At 62.5% G+C, this 20,046-nt stretch carries 17 protein-coding genes; 15 read left to right on the top strand and 2 right to left on the bottom strand.

The features are described 5' to 3' along the window. Positions 1-2 precede the first annotated feature (2 nt). Together HGI47_RS06380 and HGI47_RS06375 are read left to right on the top strand one after the other, a co-directional pair. On the top strand, positions 3-941 hold the full coding sequence (locus HGI47_RS06380; RefSeq protein ID WP_168851979.1) for a carbon-nitrogen hydrolase family protein: 939 nt from the start codon (positions 3-5) through the stop codon (positions 939-941). Positions 942-946: 5 nt separating this feature from the next. Continuing rightward, entirely contained in the window at positions 947-1,585 is a 639-nt protein-coding gene (locus HGI47_RS06375) for a flavin reductase family protein (RefSeq protein WP_168851978.1), read from the top strand. Here the strand turns inward: HGI47_RS06375 and HGI47_RS06370 are convergent. Continuing rightward, positions 1,560-2,942: a serine hydrolase gene (locus HGI47_RS06370; RefSeq protein ID WP_168851977.1), complete on the bottom strand. Its 1,383-nt coding sequence runs from the start codon at positions 2,940-2,942 to the stop codon at positions 1,560-1,562. The genes HGI47_RS06375 and HGI47_RS06370 overlap by 26 nt on opposite strands. 76 nt (positions 2,943-3,018) lie before the next feature. After that, entirely contained in the window at positions 3,019-4,383 is a 1,365-nt protein-coding gene (locus tag HGI47_RS06365) for a hypothetical protein (RefSeq protein WP_168851976.1), read from the bottom strand. Positions 4,384-4,671: 288 nt separating this feature from the next. Here HGI47_RS06365 and HGI47_RS06360 point away from each other — a divergent pair, with 288 nt between their 5' ends. The 13 genes from HGI47_RS06360 (at position 4,672) to HGI47_RS06300 (ending at position 20,043) form a co-directional block, all read left to right on the top strand. Then, the gene (locus HGI47_RS06360) at positions 4,672-5,058 is read left to right on the top strand and encodes a DUF6152 family protein (protein WP_144903465.1); all 387 of its coding nucleotides are present in this window, start codon (positions 4,672-4,674) and stop codon (positions 5,056-5,058) included. A 103-nt stretch (positions 5,059-5,161) separates the two neighbouring features. Continuing rightward, complete coding sequence (locus tag HGI47_RS06355) at positions 5,162-5,962, top strand: hypothetical protein (RefSeq protein ID WP_206066037.1); 801 nt, start codon at positions 5,162-5,164, stop codon at positions 5,960-5,962. A 70-nt stretch (positions 5,963-6,032) separates the two neighbouring features. Continuing rightward, a complete protein-coding gene (locus HGI47_RS06350; protein ID WP_240950026.1) occupies positions 6,033-7,265 on the top strand; it encodes a hypothetical protein in 1,233 nt (410 codons plus the stop codon). A 60-nt stretch (positions 7,266-7,325) separates the two neighbouring features. After that, on the top strand, positions 7,326-9,482 hold the full coding sequence (locus HGI47_RS06345) for an indolepyruvate ferredoxin oxidoreductase subunit alpha (RefSeq protein ID WP_168851975.1): 2,157 nt from the start codon (positions 7,326-7,328) through the stop codon (positions 9,480-9,482). Further along, positions 9,479-11,044 (top strand): indolepyruvate oxidoreductase subunit beta family protein, encoded by a 1,566-nt coding sequence (locus HGI47_RS06340; RefSeq protein ID WP_206066035.1) that lies wholly within the window; start codon positions 9,479-9,481, stop codon positions 11,042-11,044. Before HGI47_RS06345 ends, HGI47_RS06340 begins: the two co-directional genes overlap by 4 nt. Positions 11,045-11,127: 83 nt before the next feature. Continuing rightward, a complete protein-coding gene (locus HGI47_RS06335) occupies positions 11,128-11,589 on the top strand; it encodes a MarR family winged helix-turn-helix transcriptional regulator (RefSeq protein ID WP_168851974.1) in 462 nt (153 codons plus the stop codon). Beyond that, positions 11,579-12,034: a MarR family winged helix-turn-helix transcriptional regulator gene (locus tag HGI47_RS06330; protein WP_168851973.1), complete on the top strand. Its 456-nt coding sequence runs from the start codon at positions 11,579-11,581 to the stop codon at positions 12,032-12,034. The genes HGI47_RS06335 and HGI47_RS06330 overlap by 11 nt, the downstream gene beginning before the upstream one ends. Before the next feature lie 92 nt (positions 12,035-12,126). Next, entirely contained in the window at positions 12,127-13,761 is a 1,635-nt protein-coding gene (locus HGI47_RS06325) for an AMP-binding protein (RefSeq protein WP_370521645.1), read from the top strand. Next, positions 13,758-14,930, top strand: coding sequence for a thiolase family protein (locus tag HGI47_RS06320; protein ID WP_168851972.1), 1,173 nt, complete (start codon positions 13,758-13,760; stop codon positions 14,928-14,930). Before HGI47_RS06325 ends, HGI47_RS06320 begins: the two co-directional genes overlap by 4 nt. Further along, positions 14,927-16,135, top strand: coding sequence for an SDR family NAD(P)-dependent oxidoreductase (locus HGI47_RS06315; protein WP_168851971.1), 1,209 nt, complete (start codon positions 14,927-14,929; stop codon positions 16,133-16,135). Before HGI47_RS06320 ends, HGI47_RS06315 begins: the two co-directional genes overlap by 4 nt. Beyond that, positions 16,132-16,920 (top strand): cyclase family protein, encoded by a 789-nt coding sequence (locus tag HGI47_RS06310; RefSeq protein ID WP_168851970.1) that lies wholly within the window; start codon positions 16,132-16,134, stop codon positions 16,918-16,920. The genes HGI47_RS06315 and HGI47_RS06310 overlap by 4 nt, the downstream gene beginning before the upstream one ends. Before the next feature lie 121 nt (positions 16,921-17,041). Further along, entirely contained in the window at positions 17,042-18,505 is a 1,464-nt protein-coding gene (locus HGI47_RS06305) for an APC family permease (RefSeq protein ID WP_168851969.1), read from the top strand. Positions 18,506-18,534: 29 nt separating this feature from the next. Continuing rightward, positions 18,535-20,043: an aldehyde dehydrogenase gene (locus tag HGI47_RS06300; RefSeq protein WP_168851968.1), complete on the top strand. Its 1,509-nt coding sequence runs from the start codon at positions 18,535-18,537 to the stop codon at positions 20,041-20,043. Positions 20,044-20,046 lie beyond the last annotated feature (3 nt).

Below are 20,046 nucleotides of genomic sequence, written 5' to 3'. Positions count from 1 at the left end.
CAATGTCCCAAACGTTCAGGGCCGCCACGGTGCAGGCCGCGTCCCTCCCCGATGATGCGCTTGCTTCCGCGCAGAAGGCTGCGGGTCTGATTCACGATGCTGCAGCGAACGGCGCTCGGATCATCGTGTTTCCCGAAGCCTTTCTGGGAGGCTATCCAAAAGGTGCTTCGTTCGGCACGCCGGTCGGCATGCGCAAGCCAGAGGGCCGCGAAGACTTCCGCCGTTATCATGCCGCCGCGATAGATCTGAATGGGCCGGAAGTGCGCACGATCGAGGAAGCGACCAGCGCAACCGGCGCCTTTGTGGTCATGGGCGTGATCGAACGCGATGGCGGAACAGTCTATTGCACGGCGCTGTTCTTCGATGGCGAAAAGGGCCTCGTTTCCAAGCACCGCAAGCTGATGCCCACGGGTGCCGAACGTCTGATCTGGGGCTTCGGCGATGGATCGACCATGCCGGTCATCGATACGTCGCTTGGCCGCATCGGCGCTGTCATCTGCTGGGAAAACTACATGCCGATGATGCGCATGGCGATGTATGACCAAGGCGTCACGCTCTATTGCGCGCCGACGGCGGACGATCGCGACACCTGGGCCGCCTCAATGCGCCATGTCGCGTTGGAAGGGCGCTGCCATGTCCTTTCGGCCTGCCAGCACATCACCCGTGCCGCCTATCCGGCAGACTTCGATTGCGCGATGGGTGACGATCCCGAAACGCTCCTGCTGCGTGGTGGCTCGATGATCGTCGGGCCGCTCGGCCAGGTCCTCGCCGGACCGGATTATTCGGGCGAAACCATTCTCTATGCCGATATTGATCCTGACGATGTGGTCCGTGCCAAGTACGATTTCGATGTGACTGGACACTACGCCCGCCCGGACGTGTTCTCGCTGTCGGTCAACGTCTCGCCGCAGCGCGCGGTCCGGCGCGAAGGGGCGGAGTGAAACGGATGCATTTCGATTTCAGCACCTTGACCGCTGCCGAACGCTACAAGCTGATGGCCTCGGCAATCACCCCGCGACCGATCGCCTGGCTTACGACGGTCTCCGCAGACGGTGTTCGCAATGCCGCGCCCTATTCCTTCTTCAACATGATGGGTTCGGAACCACCTCTGGTCGCCATCGGCATGATGCGGCGGGCCGATGGCACACACAAGGACAGCGCCCGCAACGTGCTCGATACGCGCGAATTCGTCGTTAATCTTGTGGGCGAACACGATGCTGAAGCCATGAACATGACCTGCATCGATGCGCCGCCCGGATTCGACGAGGTGGACTTTGCCGGCCTTGCGGTCGAACCTTCGCTCGAAGTTGCCGCGCCCCGCATCTCCAGCGCGCCAGTCTCGATGGAATGCCGCCTGCTCGATACCTTTGAGAAGGGCTCCAGCACCGTCGTGCTGGGTGAGGTCATTCAATTCCATATTGCCGATGGGCTGGTCGATCCACAGCGCCTTCATGTCGATACGCTGGCGATGAATCTGGTCGCGCGCATGCATGGCGCCGGCTGGTACACCCGCAGCACCGACCTGTTACAGCTGCAACGCCCGACCTTTGCCGATCTGGCTACAACGGAACATCCCAGGCGCTGACCGGTACGATATCGAGGCTGCTGATGTGCCCGTCGGCAGTCTCGATCAGCCGCAGGTCCAGAACACCACCGTCATAGCGCGCACGCAAGCGCGAGACCACGCCACCGCAGCCTTTTTCCGTGGCGAACACCGCAACCTCGCGGCGGGCGCCCAGCGGCGCGATCGTGCCCGCGTATTGCGCCACCATCTCCATCAGATCGACCTTGGCATAGTCGGCGTACTTTGCCGGGGTTACCCGGTTGGCGGCAAGCTCATCGAGCAGGGCCTCGACGCGCGCAATCTGGTGCGGATCGGTTGCGGCAACCGGCCCCGCTCCGTTCGATCCTGCCTGCCACAGCCCGGCGATCCTGCGCCCAAGCGTGGGCGCGTCGGCCGCTTCGCCATTGGCAAGGACAACCACTGTCACGTCTTGCACAGGATTGCGCAGCGCAAATGTCTGGAAGCCCTGCCACGATCCCGCATGCGACCAGACACCGCCGTCCTGATACCAGCCAAGACCGTAGCCGCAGCGGCTGCCGTCCCGCAGCTGCGCAGACTGCGCCATCTTCTCCCACGATGCTGGGGACAGGATGCCCTTGCGCGCCATCACCTGCGCCCATGCTGCATAATCGAGCACCGAGAGATAGAGCGACCCGTCCGCTGTCGAGTTGGCCGTAGCCGAGATCTTCTCGGCATTGCGCAGCTTGCCATCGCGCACTTCATAGCCCGATGCGCGGTCCGGAATGATCGCCAGTTCATCGATCCCGCGCACCCGGCCCATGCCTGCCGGTGCGAACAGACGCTTCTGCAGATAAGTGGCAAAGTCTTCGCCGGTCACTTTCCGGATGACGAAGCCCATCACCACATAGCCTGCATAGCTGAACCGCCAGCGCTCTCCCGGTTTGAAATTGGTCTCCTGCCCGCCGATGATGGCCAGCAGTTCGGCTTCGGTATATTCCTTCTGGAAATCCCCGCTGGGCGTGGCTGGAACGCCGGACGTGTGGTTGAGCAGCTGCCGGATCGTTACCCGCGCCCAGGTCCTTGGCAAAGCCGGCAGGTATTTGCTGACCGGATCGTCCAGGTCGATCTTGCCGTCCTGCGCCAGCAGGAGGATGCCCGCCGCGGTGAACTGCATCCCGGTCGCACCGGCCTTGAACAGCGTGTCGGGATGGACCGGCGCTTGCAGTTCGATATTGGCAAGGCCATAGCCCTGCACCTTGCGCAAGACGCCATGTTCGATCACGCCCACCGCAATGCCCGGCACTTGCCCCCGCTTCATTTCTGCAGTGACCAGATCGTCGACGGGATCGGCCTTAGCCATTGAAGGGATTGCGGCAAGGCTCAGGAACGCGATTGCGCTGTGCAGGTGGATCTTCATGCTGCCATCCTGCCCTGTCCGATGCCAGAGCCGTATTGCCGAACCGGACGTTTCCTTTTCACACCCGGCCATGCCTTCATCGCGGCGTGGCGCTCGGTGCAGCGATCGGGCGATATTCGGGCGTCGTGGCAGAACGATCCCAGATGCCCTGTGTCCGGATCGCCCGCTGAAACACGGGCGTCGCCCCGAGATTGACGCTCCCCAGGGTGCGGACCTGATAAAGCGCCTCGAACCCGTGCGCAGTCAGCACGGCCTGGGTCCGAAGCGGTGCAAGGCGTGAGGGATCGACCACAAGTTCCGCCATTTCCCTTAGGCCGGGATCGCGCAGGGCCGCGATGACGATCAGGGTATTCCCCGCAGGCCCGGGAATTCGCGCGACATAGCCATAATCGCGTCGCGATATCTGTTCGTCGCGCAGTTCGACCCCGTCCGATCGATACTTCCTGCCAGTGGCCATGTCTGTCACGCTGACCAGATCGTCATCCAGCCGAAGTGGTGACGCCTGCACCAGTGGATCGCGCAGGATCGCGCTGACCCCGCTGAGCTGGCCGATGTAGATCACGTCGGTCGATTTCAGCAGGTCTGGCGAAAGCTGCGATGCGGAGATCAGCCGTACCTCGCGCTGACGGAACACGGCGTCGCGCCGCAGCGCTGCCCGAACAGCAAACGCACCGGCAATCGTCCCTGATGAAACATAGTGCTGGTTCGTGTCGAGCACACGATCGGCCTTTTCCGGGTTGAGCATCTGGAAGATGATCAGGTCCTCGGGGGTCGGCACCTGGCGATCCCACACAAGCTTTTGCGTATCCGGCCTGCGCCGGTTCTCGCCCGCAGCATCGGGCAGGCTTTCGTAGAAATAGTAGTCGCCCATCACCACCGTGATCGGACGGCTTGATCCGCTGATGGCCGCCCAGGGCATGGAATCGACCAAGCGCGTCTCATCGGTCGGCTTCAGCGCGAACCACGCCGCCAGCCCTGCCATTGACAGCAACACCAGAACGGCGCTCCACCGGAAGATGGGACGGGTGAGCATGGAACGCGGGGCAGCCGGAACCGCCGCAGCAATTTCGCCGGCATCCGAATCCTTTTCCGGAGCATCAGTCACCAGCCGCAGGAGATAGCTTCCAACCGGCAGAACCAGCCGGTCGCCATCAGCGCTTGGGGGAAGTTCCTTCAGCACCTTGCGCAGGCGATGAGCATAGACCCTGACATTGGCGTCCCCACGGGGCGTGTTGGTGCGTCCGGTGGAAAAAACCTCGTCCGCGATCTGCTGCTCCGTGGGCGGATGCCCTTCCAGACTGCGCTTGAGGAGGAAGTCGAACAGGCGAAGCAACTTGTCCGATCGATTGCCTTCCAGTCCAGGGCGCACGCATGCGGCCGCAGCGAGGAACCTTGCCTCGTCAAGCGCCGCTTCGTCGCCATCCTGCCTCAAGTCAGCCATTGATCAAATATCAACAATCACTTTGAAAGGGCAAGGACCGTTGAAAAATTTCAACTTACGCCAAAGCCCTGTGACAGACGTTACACGAACCTTTCCAGCCCTGAAACCAACGATTTTCAGCGCTACTGTAACGGTTTCACAACTGTAATCGGCTTCGCTCCTTCGCAGACTCCGCTCACCATTGGTTGCAGGTCGCCGCCAGATGACAAGATACCCTTCGCCAGCCGACTCATCTGGCAGGCAAATCGGCATTGTTACGGCGCACGTCATCGTTCGAGAGGAGTACATATGATCCGCATCCGCAAGACCACCGCTGCCTTCATTGGTGCAGCAGCGCTTGCTGCAGGCGTCGTGTCGCCAGCCATCGCCCACCATTCCTTCGCGATGTTCGATCAGACCAAGATCACCACCAAGGTGCGCGCCACCGTTTCCGAATTCCGTTTTACCAACCCGCACTCGTTCGTGGTCGTGAACGTGAAGGAAGGGGCAGGCGTCACCCGCTATGCTTTCGAATGCAGCAGCGTGAACATGATGAGCCGCGCTGGCTGGAAGCACAACACGCTCAAGGCGGGTGACACGGTGGATGTCACCTTCTTCCCGCTGCGCAACGGCAAGCCGGGCGGCATGCTCAAGACCATCAAGGTTGCGGACGGCCGCACGCTCAGCGGCTGGTAAGCCGATCAGTTACCGGGGGCGACGGATGCAGTCGCCCCTTCTTCAAGCAACAAGCAGATGCGGGCGGCGAAGGATCGGGCCGGATCGCACGGGAGAATCTTGCATGCGTCTTATCGCCATCAAAGCTCTGGCTGGCGTCGCTGCGCTTGGACTTGCCAATTCGGCTCTAGCTGCAACGGCGCCTGCCGCTGCGCAGCCAGCCGTTCAGGCGAACAAGGCCGAACCTGACATCAACGGCATCTGGGAAATCTACCCGGATCCCTTCGCAGGTGAAGAGAACACCTTCCTCGAGCTTCCCGTCCCCGGAGACGGACCGAAACTACGCGAGCCCTACGCGACCGAGTGGAAAACGCTGCGCGCCAACCGCGATGCAAAGCTGAAGGCCGGTACGCCGCTGGTCGATCCCAGCACGCAGTGCACGCCTGAAGGCATGCCTTCGGTCATGGGAGCGATCTTTCCTCTCGAATTCCTGCAGACACCCGGCCAAGTCACCGTTCTAGCGGAATTCATCACGCAGACCCGCCGCATCTACCTCAACAAGAAGATGCCTGCGCTCGAAGAGCTGACGCCCTCTTATTACGGCATGTCCGTCGGCAAGTGGGAAGGCGATACGCTGGTCGTGAAGACCATTGGCGTGAAGGAAGAATCCCGCTTCTTCGAAATTCCGCACAGCTACGAAATGACCATCACCGAACGGATCAAGGTGACCGGCCCCGGCCTGATCGAGAACGAGATCACGATCGATGATCCCAAGGTCCTGCTCGAACCTTACCGCTTCACCTACGGATACAAGCGCAATCCCGAATACCAGATCATGGAATACTACTGCGATCGCGAAGATCCGCTGTTCAAGGTCAAGGAAGACGGAACCGTGGAGATGAAGACAGCGGACGAGATCAAGTAACGTCATGACATCCCGCCGCGAACTGCTTGTCCAAGGGCTTGTTGCATCCGTCGCCCTTGCCTCGCCGGCAATGGCACGCAGATCGGTTCGTGTCGTCTCCGCGACAAGGCGCGATGACACGATCCGCAATCTTGGCGGGCTGGGCGATGGCTACAAGATGACGGTGCGACCCGATCGGTCGCACCTCATCGCGGTCAACGATGGACCGGGCTGGGCAGATCCGCCCAAGGCCTTTTACACAGCCCGGACATGGCAGATGGTCGGCGGGCCCGGAGCGGTCAATTTCGCTGATCTTGCAGGCTACCCAATCCTCAATCGATCGGAACGCCCGCCCGAGGCACCGCATTACTACGGCCACGGGCTGGTGCAGGTCGGGAACACTATCTACCAATTCCTTGGAACGCTCGATCATGCCGAGGACCGGCCGCGCCGCTGGACCGGGGCCAAGCTTATCTGGTCTTCCGACAACGGCGCCATCTGGCGCAATCAGGATGGCTCAACGCCAGTGGTTTGGGAAGATTGGAAGGACCAGTCCCGCGCCAGCATGGCCTTCTTCGAGCCCGACGGCTGCTTTTCCCTGCTTTCGATCCTGCAATATGGCGCAGGTAAGGCTGGCCCTGACGGCTATGTTCATGTCTATGGCCTTAACGGCAGCGTCGATGGCAAGATGAACGAACTGGTCCTGTTCCGCGCCAAACCGCAGGACCTTGCCAGAAGAGCCGGTTACCAGTTCTTTGCCGGCCATGACCGCACCGGCCGGCCGCGCTGGAGCGCTGATATCCTTGAGCGCAGGCCCGTGCACACCTTTCCGCTGGGCTGGGTCAACAGTGTGAACCTGTTCCCCGGCGATCTGGTCGTTGAGTCATGGCTGCCGAGCGTGGTCTACAACGCTCCACTTGGCCTTTACATGATGTCCAGCGCAGGCATCGGTGTTGCATCAGATGGCACCGAGTTCGGCAAGGCCAGCTACTTCGGACTTTGGGTTTCACAGCATCCCACCGGCCCGTGGCGGCAGATTCACGAAGACACTGCATGGACTCCCGGCGGTGATCCGCTGTCGCGCGCCTATGCCCCGCAGATCGCGCCGGGCTGGATCGCACCTGACGGCAAGTCGTTCTGGCTGGTGTGGCCCGATCTCAGGGGCATCCGTGAATTCGGCGCCAATGGCGAAGGGGAGCTTGAAGCAGCTCTGTCAAAGGCGAACACCGCTGAAGAGCGCACCGTGATCGAAACTGGCGTTGTCAGGCGCTTCATGCCCGGCTTCAGCATGAACATGCAAAGGATCGACCTGACATTGGCTTGACCTTCTTTATATCTCAATTTATGCATTTGCATATTAATTGAGACTCGGAGAAGGATTGCCATGGCCGAACGCTCTTTTGCAAAGGAGGTCGAACACCTCCGCCTTGGCGAGGGTGAGACGTTCAAGGGTGAAGCGATCCTCGCAATCACCAAGGGGCTGTTGCAGGCTGGCGTGTCCTACGTCGGCGGCTATCAGGGTTCGCCGATCTCGCACCTGATGGACGTGCTGTCGGATGCAAAGGACATCCTCGACGAACTGGGCGTGAACTTCCAGAGTTCAGCCAACGAGGCCACCGCCGCAGCAATGCTGTCGGCGTCGGTCATGTACCCCTTGCGCGGTGCAGTCGCGTGGAAATCCACGGTCGGCACCAACGTCGCGTCGGATGCCCTTGCCAACCTCGCTTCGGGCGGCGTGAAGGGCGGCGCGATGGTAATCATCGGCGAAGACTACGGCGAAGGCTCCTCGATCATGCAGGAGCGCACGCATGCCTTCGCGATGAAGTCGCAGATGTGGCTGCTCGATCCCCGGCCCGATCACGCCTGCATCGTCGATCTGATCGAAAAGGGCTTCCAGCTTTCGGAGGCGTCGAACACGCCGGTCATGCTCGAAGTGCGCGTGCGCACCTGCCACATGCACGGCAGCTTCGTGGCCAAGGACAACGTCCGCCCGGCCTTCACTCTGCAGGATGCCCTCAACAATCCCTCGCGCGATCTCGATCGCATCGTGCTTCCGCCTGCCGCCTATCAGCACGAACAGGAAAAGATCCTCCATCGCCTGCCTGCCGCCATCGATTTCGTGCGCGATAACAGGTTGAACGAATGGTTCGGCCCGGAGCAGGGCAAGGTCGGCCTCGTCCTTCAGGGCGGCATGTACAACAACGTGATCCGCGCGCTGCAGTACCTCGGTCTGTCCGATGCCTATGGCAACACCCAGGTCCCGCTCTACGTGATGAACGTGACCTACCCGGTCATCGACACCGAGATCGTTGAATTCGCCACCGGCAAGGATTCAATCCTGATGGTCGAGGAAGGCCAGCCCGAATACCTTGAACAGGCCGTCAACACGATCCTCAAGCGCAAGGGAATTGCCACCCGCATTCAGGGCAAGGACGTGCTGCCGATGGGTGGTGACTATTCGGTGCAGGCCCTGCTCAGCGGTATCGGTGCATTCCTTGAGGACAACCACCCCCACCTGCTCGGCAACCGCCCGCCCTTGCCTGATGCGCGCGACGTGCTGACATTGCCCGAGGTCGAAAATCTCAGGACTGTCGTACCCAGCCGCCCGCCGGGCCTGTGCACCGGTTGCCCCGAACGCCCGATCTTCGCCGCAATGAAGCTGGTCAATCAGGACCTTGGCGAACACCACGTATCGGCCGACATCGGCTGCCACCTCTTCTCGATCCTGCCGCCGTTCAACCTTGGCAATACCACCATGGGCTTCGGCCTCGGTGCGGCGTCGGCAGCGGCGTTCGGCCAGAAGGGCAGCAAGCGCTCGATTGCGGTGATGGGCGATGGCGGGTTCTGGCACAATGGCCTGACCAGCGGCATCGGCAACGCCGTGTTCAACAAGCACGACGGGGTGTTCCTGATCGTCGACAACTACTATTCCTCGGCCACCGGCGGGCAGGACATCCTCTCCTCGCGCGCGAGCAACCGCAGCCGCAAGACAAACAATCCGATCATCAAAGCAGTAGAGGGCGTCGGCGCCACCTGGGTGCGCGAAGTCGACCGGACATATGATGTCGGCCAGATGAGAAAGGTGCTGACCGAGGCGCTGACCACGCAGGAGGAAGGGCCGAAGATCATCATCGCCTCGTCCGAATGCATGCTCAACAAGCAGCGCCGGGTAAAGCCGCTGGCCGCCAAGGCGATCAAGGACGGCAAGCGCGTGGTCAAGGAACGCTTCGGCGTGGACGAGGACGTCTGCACCGGCGACCACGCCTGCATCCGCCTCTCGGGCTGCCCCTCGCTCTCGGTCAAGCAGCTTGACGATCCACTGCGCGACGATCCGGTGGCGGCGATCGACAATTCCTGCGTCGGCTGCGGCAACTGCGGCGAAGTCTCGGAAGCGGTGGTGCTGTGCCCCTCGTTCTATCGCGCTGACGTGATCCACAATCCCACGCGGTGGGACAAGTTCAAGGCGAGTTGGTCGTTGGCCCTCGTGAGTTACCTGCAAGTTCGCCGTTCGCGCCGTAGAGTTGGAGTTCAGTTCGCATGATGCGCGATGACACGGTTCGCCTGCCCCTCGCCCCTGCCGGCGATGCCACAGAACGCCCGATTTCCCTGGCTATCGTGGCCATGGGCGGCCAGGGTGGCGGGGTCCTGACCGGCTGGGTGGTCAAGCTCGCCGAGGATGCGGGCTGGGTTGCCCAGTCCACCTCGGTTCCCGGCGTGGCCCAGCGCACGGGCGCAACGATCTATTACGTCGAGATGATGAAGGCGCAGAACGGGCGGAAACCTGTTCTCGCCCAGATGCCCACCCCCGGCGATGTCGACGTGGTGCTGGCGTCCGAGTTCATGGAAGCGGGCCGTTCCATCCTGCGCGGCATAGTCACGCCGGACAAAACGACCCTGATTGCCTCGGATCATCGCTCGCTCGCCATTTCGGAAAAGAGCGCGCCCGGGCTTGGCATTGCGGACAGTGACGCTGTGACCGAAGCGGTAGGCGTGGTGGCGCGTCAGGAAATTGTGTTCGACATGAACGCGCTGGCCACCGAGAACGGCAGCGTGATCTCGGCCGCGATATTCGGTGCGCTTGCGGGATCGGGCGCCTTGCCCTTCCCGCGCGAGGCGTATCACGCCGTCATCGGTTCGGGCGGCAAGGGCGCTGCGGCAAGCAAACGCACGTTCGACGCGGCCTTCGATCGCGCCTGCGCTCCCGCAAAGCCCGCCGATGCCGTTGTCGCCACACCCCCGCCTGCCACTTTGCCCCGCTTCGAAGATCGGCGCATGGCCGCCCTCGGCCAAAGGATCGAAGCACTTGGCCTGCCGGTGCGGGTTGCAGAAATGGCGCTGCACGGCCTTGCAAAAGTGGCGGACTTTCAGGACCTTGCCTACGGCACCGAGTATCTTGATCGTCTTGAAGCCATCTACAGGACGGACCGAGCGCTGGATGGCGCAAGCCAGGATTACGATCTGACCTTCCAGGCCGCAAAGTACCTCGCCAATGCCATGACCTATGACGATATCGTGCGCGTGGCAGACCTGAAGACACGTGCCGCACGCCGTCAGCGGATCGTTGACGAGATCGGCGCAAAGCCCGACCAGATCCTTCATACCACCGAATACATGCATCCGCGGTTGGAAGAACTGGCAGGCATCCTGCCTGTCGGTCTGGCCCGATGGCTGAAACACAGGTCCGGCCTGTACAACTGGCTTGATCGCAGGATCGACAAGGGCCGCCGGGTGCGCACATATTCCGCAGGCTGGTTCATCTTGCTTTACATCGTGGGCGGGCTCAGAAGTTGGCGGCGCAGATCTTTGCGCCATGCCACCGAAATGGCGCATATCGCGGAATGGCTTCAGCAGGCCCTTCACGCAGCCCAGCAGGATTATGAACTGGGCGTCGAGATCATGAAGTGTCGCCGCCTGATCAAGGGCTATTCCGACACGCACGAGCGCAGCCAGTCGAAGTTCTCGAAAGTCGTTGCCACGATCCAGCAGTTGCAAGGCCGCAATGATGCCGCGCAATGGGCTCGGCGGCTTCGGGAAACGGCTATCCGTGAAGGCGAAGGCGGCGATCTCGACGGACTGATCAGGACCATCCGCTCGTTCACCTGATCTGCGCTGGCGCGCTTGCCTCGCAAGGGGCAACGCTGCAAAAGCCCCCAAAAGGCATTCCGCAAAGGCAGACAGTCCCGATTATGCACGATCGCAGTTTGGAAGTCCGCGTCTGGGTCGCTGCGCTGTCGTTTCAGTCCGAGCTCTATGTTCGCCTCAATCGCGCTCTGATGGGCGAATGCGGGCTGACCTTGGCCAAGTATGACTTTCTTGCGCAGATATACGGGCTCGACGATGGCCTCACGCTCGGGGAGCTGACGCGCAAGCTCAAGGTTACAGGTGGCAATGTAACCGGGCTTGGCAAGCGCCTTGTTGCCGATGGCCTCGTCACCAGGGAAGCCTCGCCGACAGACCGCCGATCGTTTATCGCCCGGATCACGCAGAAGGGCTCCGAAGCCTTCGAAGCGGCACGGGCGTACCATGACAGTCTGGTGGACGATTGGCTGGGCGAGAGCGTGCCGGAAGGAAGCCTTGAAACGACGCTCGCCTCGCTGGAAATGCTGCGAACCGCGCTTGGCAGGAAAGGCAAGGCCAATGGCAAGTGACGCGGCCCCTCCCGCTACCATTGAAGCGCTGGAAGCGCAGCTTTCGTACCTGATCAATCGCCTCGCCAGCCACGGCCAGTCACGGTTGGGTGCGATGCTGAAGCAATCCGGTGCATCGCTGATCGTGCTGCGGACGCTGTCTGTCCTGCACATCGAAGGCGGGCTGACGATCAACGAAATCGCGGAACGCACGTTCAGCGAGCAGTCCAAGGCCAGCCGCACGATTGATTCGATGGTCGTGGCCGGACTGGTCGAACGCCACACCCCGGACAATGATCTCCGCCGCCGCGAAGTGGTGCTGACGCAAGCCGGGCGCAAGCTGCTGCTGGATTGCTGGCCCGAGATGGAACTGTTCAATGCCCTTGTCTGCAAAGGGATTTGCGAAGAGGATCTGGCCACGACCCGGCGCGTGCTGATGGCCATGACAGCAAACCTGCGCCCCTGACAAAAGCCTCCGAAGCGCATGACGGGATCACTTGACGAAATTTACTTTATAGCTCAATTTATGCATATAGATATTTATCGGGAGAGTGAGGCGTGAGTCTGCAAGACCGGAATGGACCGGGCGAAACCGTATTCTCGCGCTTTGCTGCCACTGCAGCGCGCTATCCCGCCCAGCCGTTTCTGAACGTCCTGCCCGAAACAGCTGCGATCTATGGCATCGCGGCGGGCGAGATCACTTATGCCGCAATGTACGAAGCTGCCGCGCTGCGTCGCTCGGCGCTTGCCGCGGCCAATGTCGGCAAGGGCACACGCATCGGCCTGCTGCTCGAAAACCGCCCAGTCTTTCTCGAGATTTTCCTCGCCGCCAACAGCCTCGGTGCCTCGATCGTTCCGATCAATCCCGATCTGCGCGCTGCGGAACTGGAATATCTTGTCTCCCATTCCGAAATGGCGCTTGCCTTCGTGACGCCCGCTCGGCGCGCCGAACTATCGGCCGCAGCGAATGCCGGCGGGTGCCCGATCCACTGCATCACGCCAGACGAAGCGGTTCCGGCACTGCATGGAGCTGCCATGGCCAATGCGGGTCTCGGCCCAGCATCGGAAGCTGCGCTGCTTTACACGTCAGGCACCACGGGAAGCCCGAAGGGCTGCGTGCTTTCGAACGAGTACTTCCTGCATTCGGGTGACTGGTATCGCGATACGGGCGGACTGATAACGCTGGTCGAAGGCGAGGAGAGGATGCTTACGCCCCTGCCCGTCTTCCACATGAACGCGCTTTCGGTTTCGGTCATGGCGATGATCACCGTGGGCGGATGCCTTACCATCCTTGATCGCTTCCACCCCCGCACGTGGTGGCAATCTGTGCGCGACAGCGGCGCAACCAGCCTCCACTACCTTGGCGTTATGCCCGCGATGCTGATGAGCACCCCGGCAAGCGACGACGATCGCAAGCACTCGGTGCGCTTCGGCTTTGGCGCTGGCTCACCGCGCGACCTGCACGCACCTTTCGAGGCGCGTTTCGGCTTTCCGCTGATCGAGGCATGGGCGATGACCGAAACCGGCAGCGGTGGCGTGATCAGCGCCCACAACGAACCGCGCAAGGTCGGCACGAGCTGCTTCGGTCGCCCCGGCCCTCAGCTCGAAATCCGCATCGTCGATGATGCAGGCAACGACGTCGGCCATGATGCGCCGGGCGAGCTTCTTGTTCGCCGCGCCGGTGACAACGCCCGCTATGGCTTCTTCACCGAATATCTCAAGAATCCCGAAGCCACTGCCGAAGCGTGGGACGGCGGCTGGTTCCACACCGGTGACATCGTCCTGCGCGATCCCGAAGGCGACCTTCACTTCGTCGACCGGAAAAAGAACGTCATCCGTCGCTCGGGCGAGAACATCGCCGCGGTCGAGGTCGAAGCCATCCTCGCCCGTCACCCCGGCATCCGCGAAGTTGCCGTCGCCGCTACGCCCGATCCCGTTCGGGGCGATGAGGTTGCCGCACTCGTCGTGAGCAACGATGCTGAAAACCCCGCCGAAACGGCAAGCGACATCGTGCGCTGGGCGCTGGGCCAGATGGCCTATTACAAGGCGCCCGGCTGGCTTGGCTTCGTCAGCGAACTGCCGCGCACGCCCACCGAGAAGATCCTGCGCGCCGCGCTGAAAACGGTCGTCGCCGAGAAAATGGAGCGGGGCGAGTTGCACGATACCCGCGCGCTCAAGAAGCGGCAGCCATGAGCAGGGCCCAGGCCCCCTACACCGGCGTCGCCGTCTGCGCTCCGATTACGGTGCCGTATAAGCGATTTTCGGCTGAGCCTGCACACTGGTGGGCGGGCCGTGCCTTGCGGTTGCTGCGACAGACGGCGGGCCTGCGCCCAACAGACATCGATGGGTTCTGCTTTTCAAGCTTCTCCTGCGGCCCCGATACTGCCGTGGGCATGACCCAGCATCTGGGACTGACTCCGCGCTGGCTCGACCATATCCCGACCGGGGGCGCCAGCGGCGTGATGGCCCTGCGCCGTGCCGCCCGTGCCGTGCAATGCGGCGATGCCGAACTGGTCGTCTGCCTGGCAGCGGACACGAACCAGATCGACAGCTTCCGGCACAGCCTGGCCGGGTTCTCCCGCTTTTCGCAGGACGCGGTCTACCCTTATGGCTTCGGTGGCCCGAACGCCACCTTTGCCCTGATAACCGACGCCTACATGCGCGAATATGGAGTGACGCGCGAAGACTTCGGCAAGCTGTGCGTTGCCCAGCGCGCCAATGCCGGATCGAACCCGCTCGCCCTGCAGCGCAAGCCGTTGACGCTCGATGCCTACATGGCGGCCCGTCCGATTGCCGATCCGGTCCACCTGTTCGATTGCGTGATGCCCTGTGCCGGGGCGGAGGCATTCATCGTCACCACGCCCGAACGTGCCGAAGCCTTGGGCCTGAAGATGGCGCAGATCCTCGCCACGATCGAACGGCACAATGCCTTCCCGGAAGATCCGGTCCAGCTTCGCGGCGGTTGGGCCATGGACATCGAGGGCTTTTGGCAGACCGCCCGGATAACGCCAGCAGAAGTCGATACCCTGCAGGTCTACGACGATTACCCGGTGATCGTGGCCATGCAGATCGAGGACCTTGGCTTCTGCAACAAGGGCAAGGTGGGTGAGTTCATCCGCGCCAATGAATTCACGATCGATCGCGACCTGCCGCTCAACACCAATGGCGGCCAGCTTTCCGCCGGCCAGGCGGGCGCAGCCGGCGGGTTCCAAAACGTGACCGAAGGCTTGCGCCAGATCCTGCACATGCCGCTGGGCGATCAGGTACCCGCCGCCAGCATCGCGGCGATATCCGGCTTTGGCCTCGTGAATTACGATCGCGGTGTCTGCACGGCCGCGGCATTGCTGGAGGCTCTGCCATGACCGCCGCTCGCGAGAGACGCGATCCGCTTGCCCGCAAGAAGCTGCGGCATGTGCCATCGGGGCTGCGGAGCCGCGCGATGCATGCGCTGTCTGCCCGTGCGGCCCAGGGACGCTTTGCGTTGCAGGCCTGCACCGAATGCGGGACCGCAACCCACCCGCCGCGCAATGCCTGCCCGCTGTGCTGGGGGGAACTCGCCTGGACAGACCAGCCCAGTGGCGCGAAGGTGCTGTGCGAGACGACCATCCGCGTTTCGACCGACCTCTATTTTCGCGAACACATGCCCTGGCGCATGGGCAAGGTCCTGCTTGATGCCGGGCCTGTCGCCCTGGTCCACCTTCATGCTGCCTTGCATCCCGACGACCGCGCAGACGTGCGCATGATGATCGACCGGGGCGGCAACGCCGCGCTTTTCGCCGTACCCGCAGGAGACACCGATCTGATGAGCGATCCGCAGTGGCGCGAATTCATCGTGCCGATCGAAGGCCGCATCGTGCTGGTCAGCGATGCACGCAATGCCGTCGGCAGAGCCATGGTGAAGGAACTGCACGCGAAGGGTGCCGAACTGGTCGTGGCAGGTCTGCCCGGCCCTGCGCTGGCATCGGATGCTACCGATGCCGTGCTTACGCTCGACGGGGTGCAGGCCATCGCGCTTGACGTTACCGATGCGACATCCGTTGCCGAAGCGGCCAGCCGGATCGGCGGTCCGCTCGATATCGTGGTGAACACCGCACGCCATGTCCGCGCCGGGGGCGTCAGCGCCAATCCCGGTTTCGTCGAACAGCGAAGGGCGTTCGAAGTTTCGGCCATGGGCCTGTCGCGCCTCGCCAGCACCTTCGCTCCGATGCTGGCAGGCAGGCCGAACGGCGCCTTTGTCGATGTGCTGTCTTCGGCAGCACTGGTCGGAGATGCTGCGCAGGCCGGTTTCGCTGCGGCCGAGGCTGCGCGCCATTCCCTGCTGCAATCGCTCCGCCATGAGATGCGCGGCGCTGGCGTTCGCGTCATGTCGGTGTTCACCGGCCCGGTCGACGATGCTGATCATCAGGCCGTACCGCCGCCGAAGGTTGCGCCTGCGCGCATTGCCGCCAGCGTCGCCGAAGCGCTTTTGAACGGGCGTGAACAGACCTGCGTGGGCGATGTCGCCCAAGACACGATGGAACGCTGGCTGACCGACCCTGCCCTTCTTGCCCGGGAGAAGAACCTGTGACCGACGCCCGCACGCTGATTGCCGATCTTGCCAGCGCCATTGCCGGCGGCGGGATCGAGATTGTCGACCTGACCAACCTGCTCTCTCCCGATTTCCCGGTGATCGTGCTGCCATCAGAATTCGGCCAGTGCGAACCGTTCCGTATGGAAACCGTTTCCCGCTACGATGGCAATGGCCCGGCGTGGTACTGGAACAACATCTCGATGAACGAACACACAGGCACGCATTTCGATGCCCCGGCGCACTGGATCACCGGCAAGGACGTGCCCAACGGCACGGTCGATGCCGTTTCGCCGCAGGACTTCTTTGCCCCCGCCGTGGTCGTGGACATCTCTGCCGAAGCTGCTGCGGACGAAGACTTCATCGTTACCCGCCCGTTCCTCGAAGCCTGGGAACAGGCCAACGGCCCAATCCCGCCTCGCCACTGGGTGCTGCTGCGCAGCGACTGGTCGAAGCGGGTCGGCACGCTATCCTATCTCAACCTGCGCGATGATGGCGCCCATTCACCGGGCCCCGATGCCGATGCCATGCGCTTCCTGGTGCATGAACGCGATTGCGTGGGGCTGGGCGTGGAAACGGTTGGCACCGATGCGGGACAGGCCTCGCACTTTGACGAGCCGCTGCCCGCCCATTCCATTCTTCATGGTAATGGCCGCTTCGGCCTGCAATGCCTGACGGGCCTGGATCGCCTGCCCACGTTCGGGGCGATGATCGTGGCGATGCCGCTGAAGATCAAGGGCGGTTCGGGCAGCCCCTTGCGCGTCGCAGCGATGATTCCTGCGTAGCGCAAAAGCGCGGCTGGCCGGATTTACAATCCAATCCGGTTGAAGCGCTATAAGCCTCGTCCGCCAAGTGTGGCACTCTTCCTGCAAGCGACAATACGCTCAACCCAGCAAACGAGCATCGATGTCCAGCACTGATCAAGACGTTTCCGCAAAAGGCGACCTGCTTCCCGGCATGCTGGGAACGGGCGACATCATCTTCATGATCCTTGCCTGTGCCGCGCCGATGGGCGTGCTGGCGGGAATCATCCCGCTGGCGCTGGCGTTCGGCAACGGTGCAGGGATGCCTGGCACGCAGTTGATGATCAGCGCTGTCATGGTGCTTTTTGCCGTGGGCTACGTGCGGATGATCCCCCACGTGCGTAACGCCGGTGCCTTCTATGCCTACATCGCAGTCAGCCTGAACAAGGAAGCGGGCATTGCCGCCGCCTATACTGCGGTGGTGGCCTATATCTGTGCCGCGGCGTCGGTTCTGGGCGCGATGGCATTTTTCGCATCGGATTTCGTCAAGACTGCCTTCGATATCGATACGCCCTGGCTCCTCTGGGCCATCTTGGCCATCGCAGTGATCTCCTGGCTCGGCTATCGCAAGATCACAATGGCCGCCAAGGTGCTGGCTGTGGCCCTGCTCCTTGAGGTTGGCCTGATCCTGCTTGTCGACGTGATGATCCTTTATGATCGTGGCTGGGCGGGGCTCGATTTCAGCAGCTTTGCCCCCTCATCGGTCTTCGCTCCGGGCCTTGGCATCGCGGTGATCTACGCAATCAACGGCTGCATCGGGTTTGAGGCAACCGCGATCTATCAGGAAGAAGCGCGCGACCGCGAGCGCACGATCCCGCGCGCAACGTATGGCGCGGTACTGGTGCTTGGCACGTTCTACGTGCTCTCTGCCTGGTGTCTTGTCCTTGCGGAATCCCCAGCCCGCATCCAGCAGGTCGCTGCCGCTGACCCCGGACGACTGGTGACCGGCATTGCCTTGCGTTATCTCGGCAGCTTCGGGCGTGAGGCTTTGAACCTTCTGACAGTGACCAGCCTGTTCGCGGCGGCTCTGGGCTTCTTCAACAACATCGCGCGGTATTTCTTTGCCCTATCGCGCGATGGGTTGATCCCGCAGGCGCTGGGTGAGGTTCATCCCGTGCACGGCTCGCCGTTCAATGCCTGCAAGCTGCTTACAGCGGTGCTGATCACGATCATCGCGCTGTTCGCCATCGCGGGGCTCGATCCGCTGCTGAACCTTTCGACCAGCCTGTCCTCAATGGGCGCGGTCGGCCTGGAAATCCTGCTGACGGTCACCTCGCTGTCCATCCCGGTGTTCTTCGCGCGGCGTGGGGAATATTCCCTCGGCAAGACTCTAGCCCCGCTGCTCAGCGGCGTGTTCATCGGCATTGCCACGATCCTGTCGCTGGCCAACTATCAGGCGCTTACCGGAACGACACTGTTGATCGTCAACAGCCTGCCGCTGCTGTTCCTTGTCACGGCCATGTCCGGAGTGATCCATGGCGGATACCTCCGCCGCAAGGCTCCGGACACTTATGCCCGCGTCGGCACCACGCAAGTCGAGGGCGATGTCGCCCCCGTTGCTGCCTGACCAACGATCAATCCCTTCAGGAGCTTTCCATGGCCACCGCTTTGAACGCCCGTCCCCAGACCCTGCCAAGCGGCCTGATCCTGCTCGACGGCAAACTGGTCGAGCCCATCCGTCCGGACCGGATGATAACCTCGATCGACCCCGCCACGGGCAAGCCGATCATGCAGTTCCACGCCTGCGGGCCGGAGGATGCCGATCGCGCGGTGCAGGCAGCCCAGCGTTGCTTCGAAAGCGATGCCTGGCAGAACATGCGCCCGATCGACCGCGGCCGCCTTCTGGAAAAGCTTGCCCTGCTGGTCGAACGTGACCGCGAAGAGCTGGCCGCGCTTGAATCGCTGGATAGCGGAAAACTGCTGTTCGTCACCAACGCAGTCGATCTTCAGTTCACCATCGATGGCCTGCGTTACTTTGCCGGCTGGGCCTCAAAGATCGCGGGCGAATATGTTTCGCATTCGCCGGTCATGCCCGAACCGGCGATCTATCGCGCCTATACCCAGCGCCGCCCTGTTGGCGTGGTGGCCGGAATCACGCCGTGGAACTTCCCCATCGGCCAGGCAATCCAGAAGATTGCGCCTGCCATCGCGTTTGGTTGCACGGTCGTGCTCAAGCCGTCCGAGGAAACCTCGCTCACCACGCTGCGCCTAGGCGAACTGATCGTCGAGGCAGGCTTCCCGGCGGGCGCAGTCAACATCGTCACCGGCTATGGCGCGGAAGTGGGCGCGGCGCTGGTGGATCATCCCGGCGTGCGCAAGATCGCCTTCACGGGTTCAACCGCCACTGGCCAGCGCATCATGGAATCGGCCGCCCGATCGATGAAGCGCGTAACACTGGAACTGGGTGGCAAATCGCCGTCAATCGTCCTGCCCGATGCGGATCTCGACCGCGCCATTCCGGGCGTTGCCGGGGCAATCTTTGCCAACTCGGGCCAGATCTGCACGGCAGGTTCGCGCCTGCTGGTTCATTCCTCGATCTATGACCGCGTGATGGAAGGCGTGTGCCGCATCGCTTCGGACATTCGCATCGGTTCCCCGTTCGATGATGCAACGCAGATGGGCCCGCTGATTTCCGCCCGCCAGCGCGACCGGGTCGCCGGACTCGTGGCCATGGGGCTTGACGAAGGCGCAACCGCGCTTGCCGGCGCACGCGTTCCGGATGGCAATGGCTGGTACTACACGCCAACCGTACTTGGCGGCGTGGAGCGGGACATGACCGTGATGCGCGAGGAAATCTTCGGGCCGGTGGTCTGCGCGATCTGCTATGACGACGTGGCCGATGCCATCCGCATCGCCAATGACACGCCCTTCGGCCTTGCCGCCAGCATCTGGACGCGTGACCTTGATCGTGCGCACCTTCTGGCAGACAGGATCGATGCAGGCACGGTCTGGCTGAACACGCACAACGTTCTCGATCTTGCCATGCCTTTCGGCGGGAACAAGCTTTCCGGCGTTGGCAGGGAATTCGGCAGCGAGGCAATGCAGGCCTTCACCGAACCCAAGGCGGTCTGCATGCGGTTTGATCTGCCATCGGCGGGCTTCTGAACG

It is taken from the genome of Novosphingobium sp. ERN07 (assembly GCF_012641335.1).
In the GTDB taxonomy this organism is placed as follows: domain Bacteria; phylum Pseudomonadota; class Alphaproteobacteria; order Sphingomonadales; family Sphingomonadaceae; genus Novosphingobium.
This window is presented reverse-complemented; position numbering and strand designations above follow the sequence as displayed.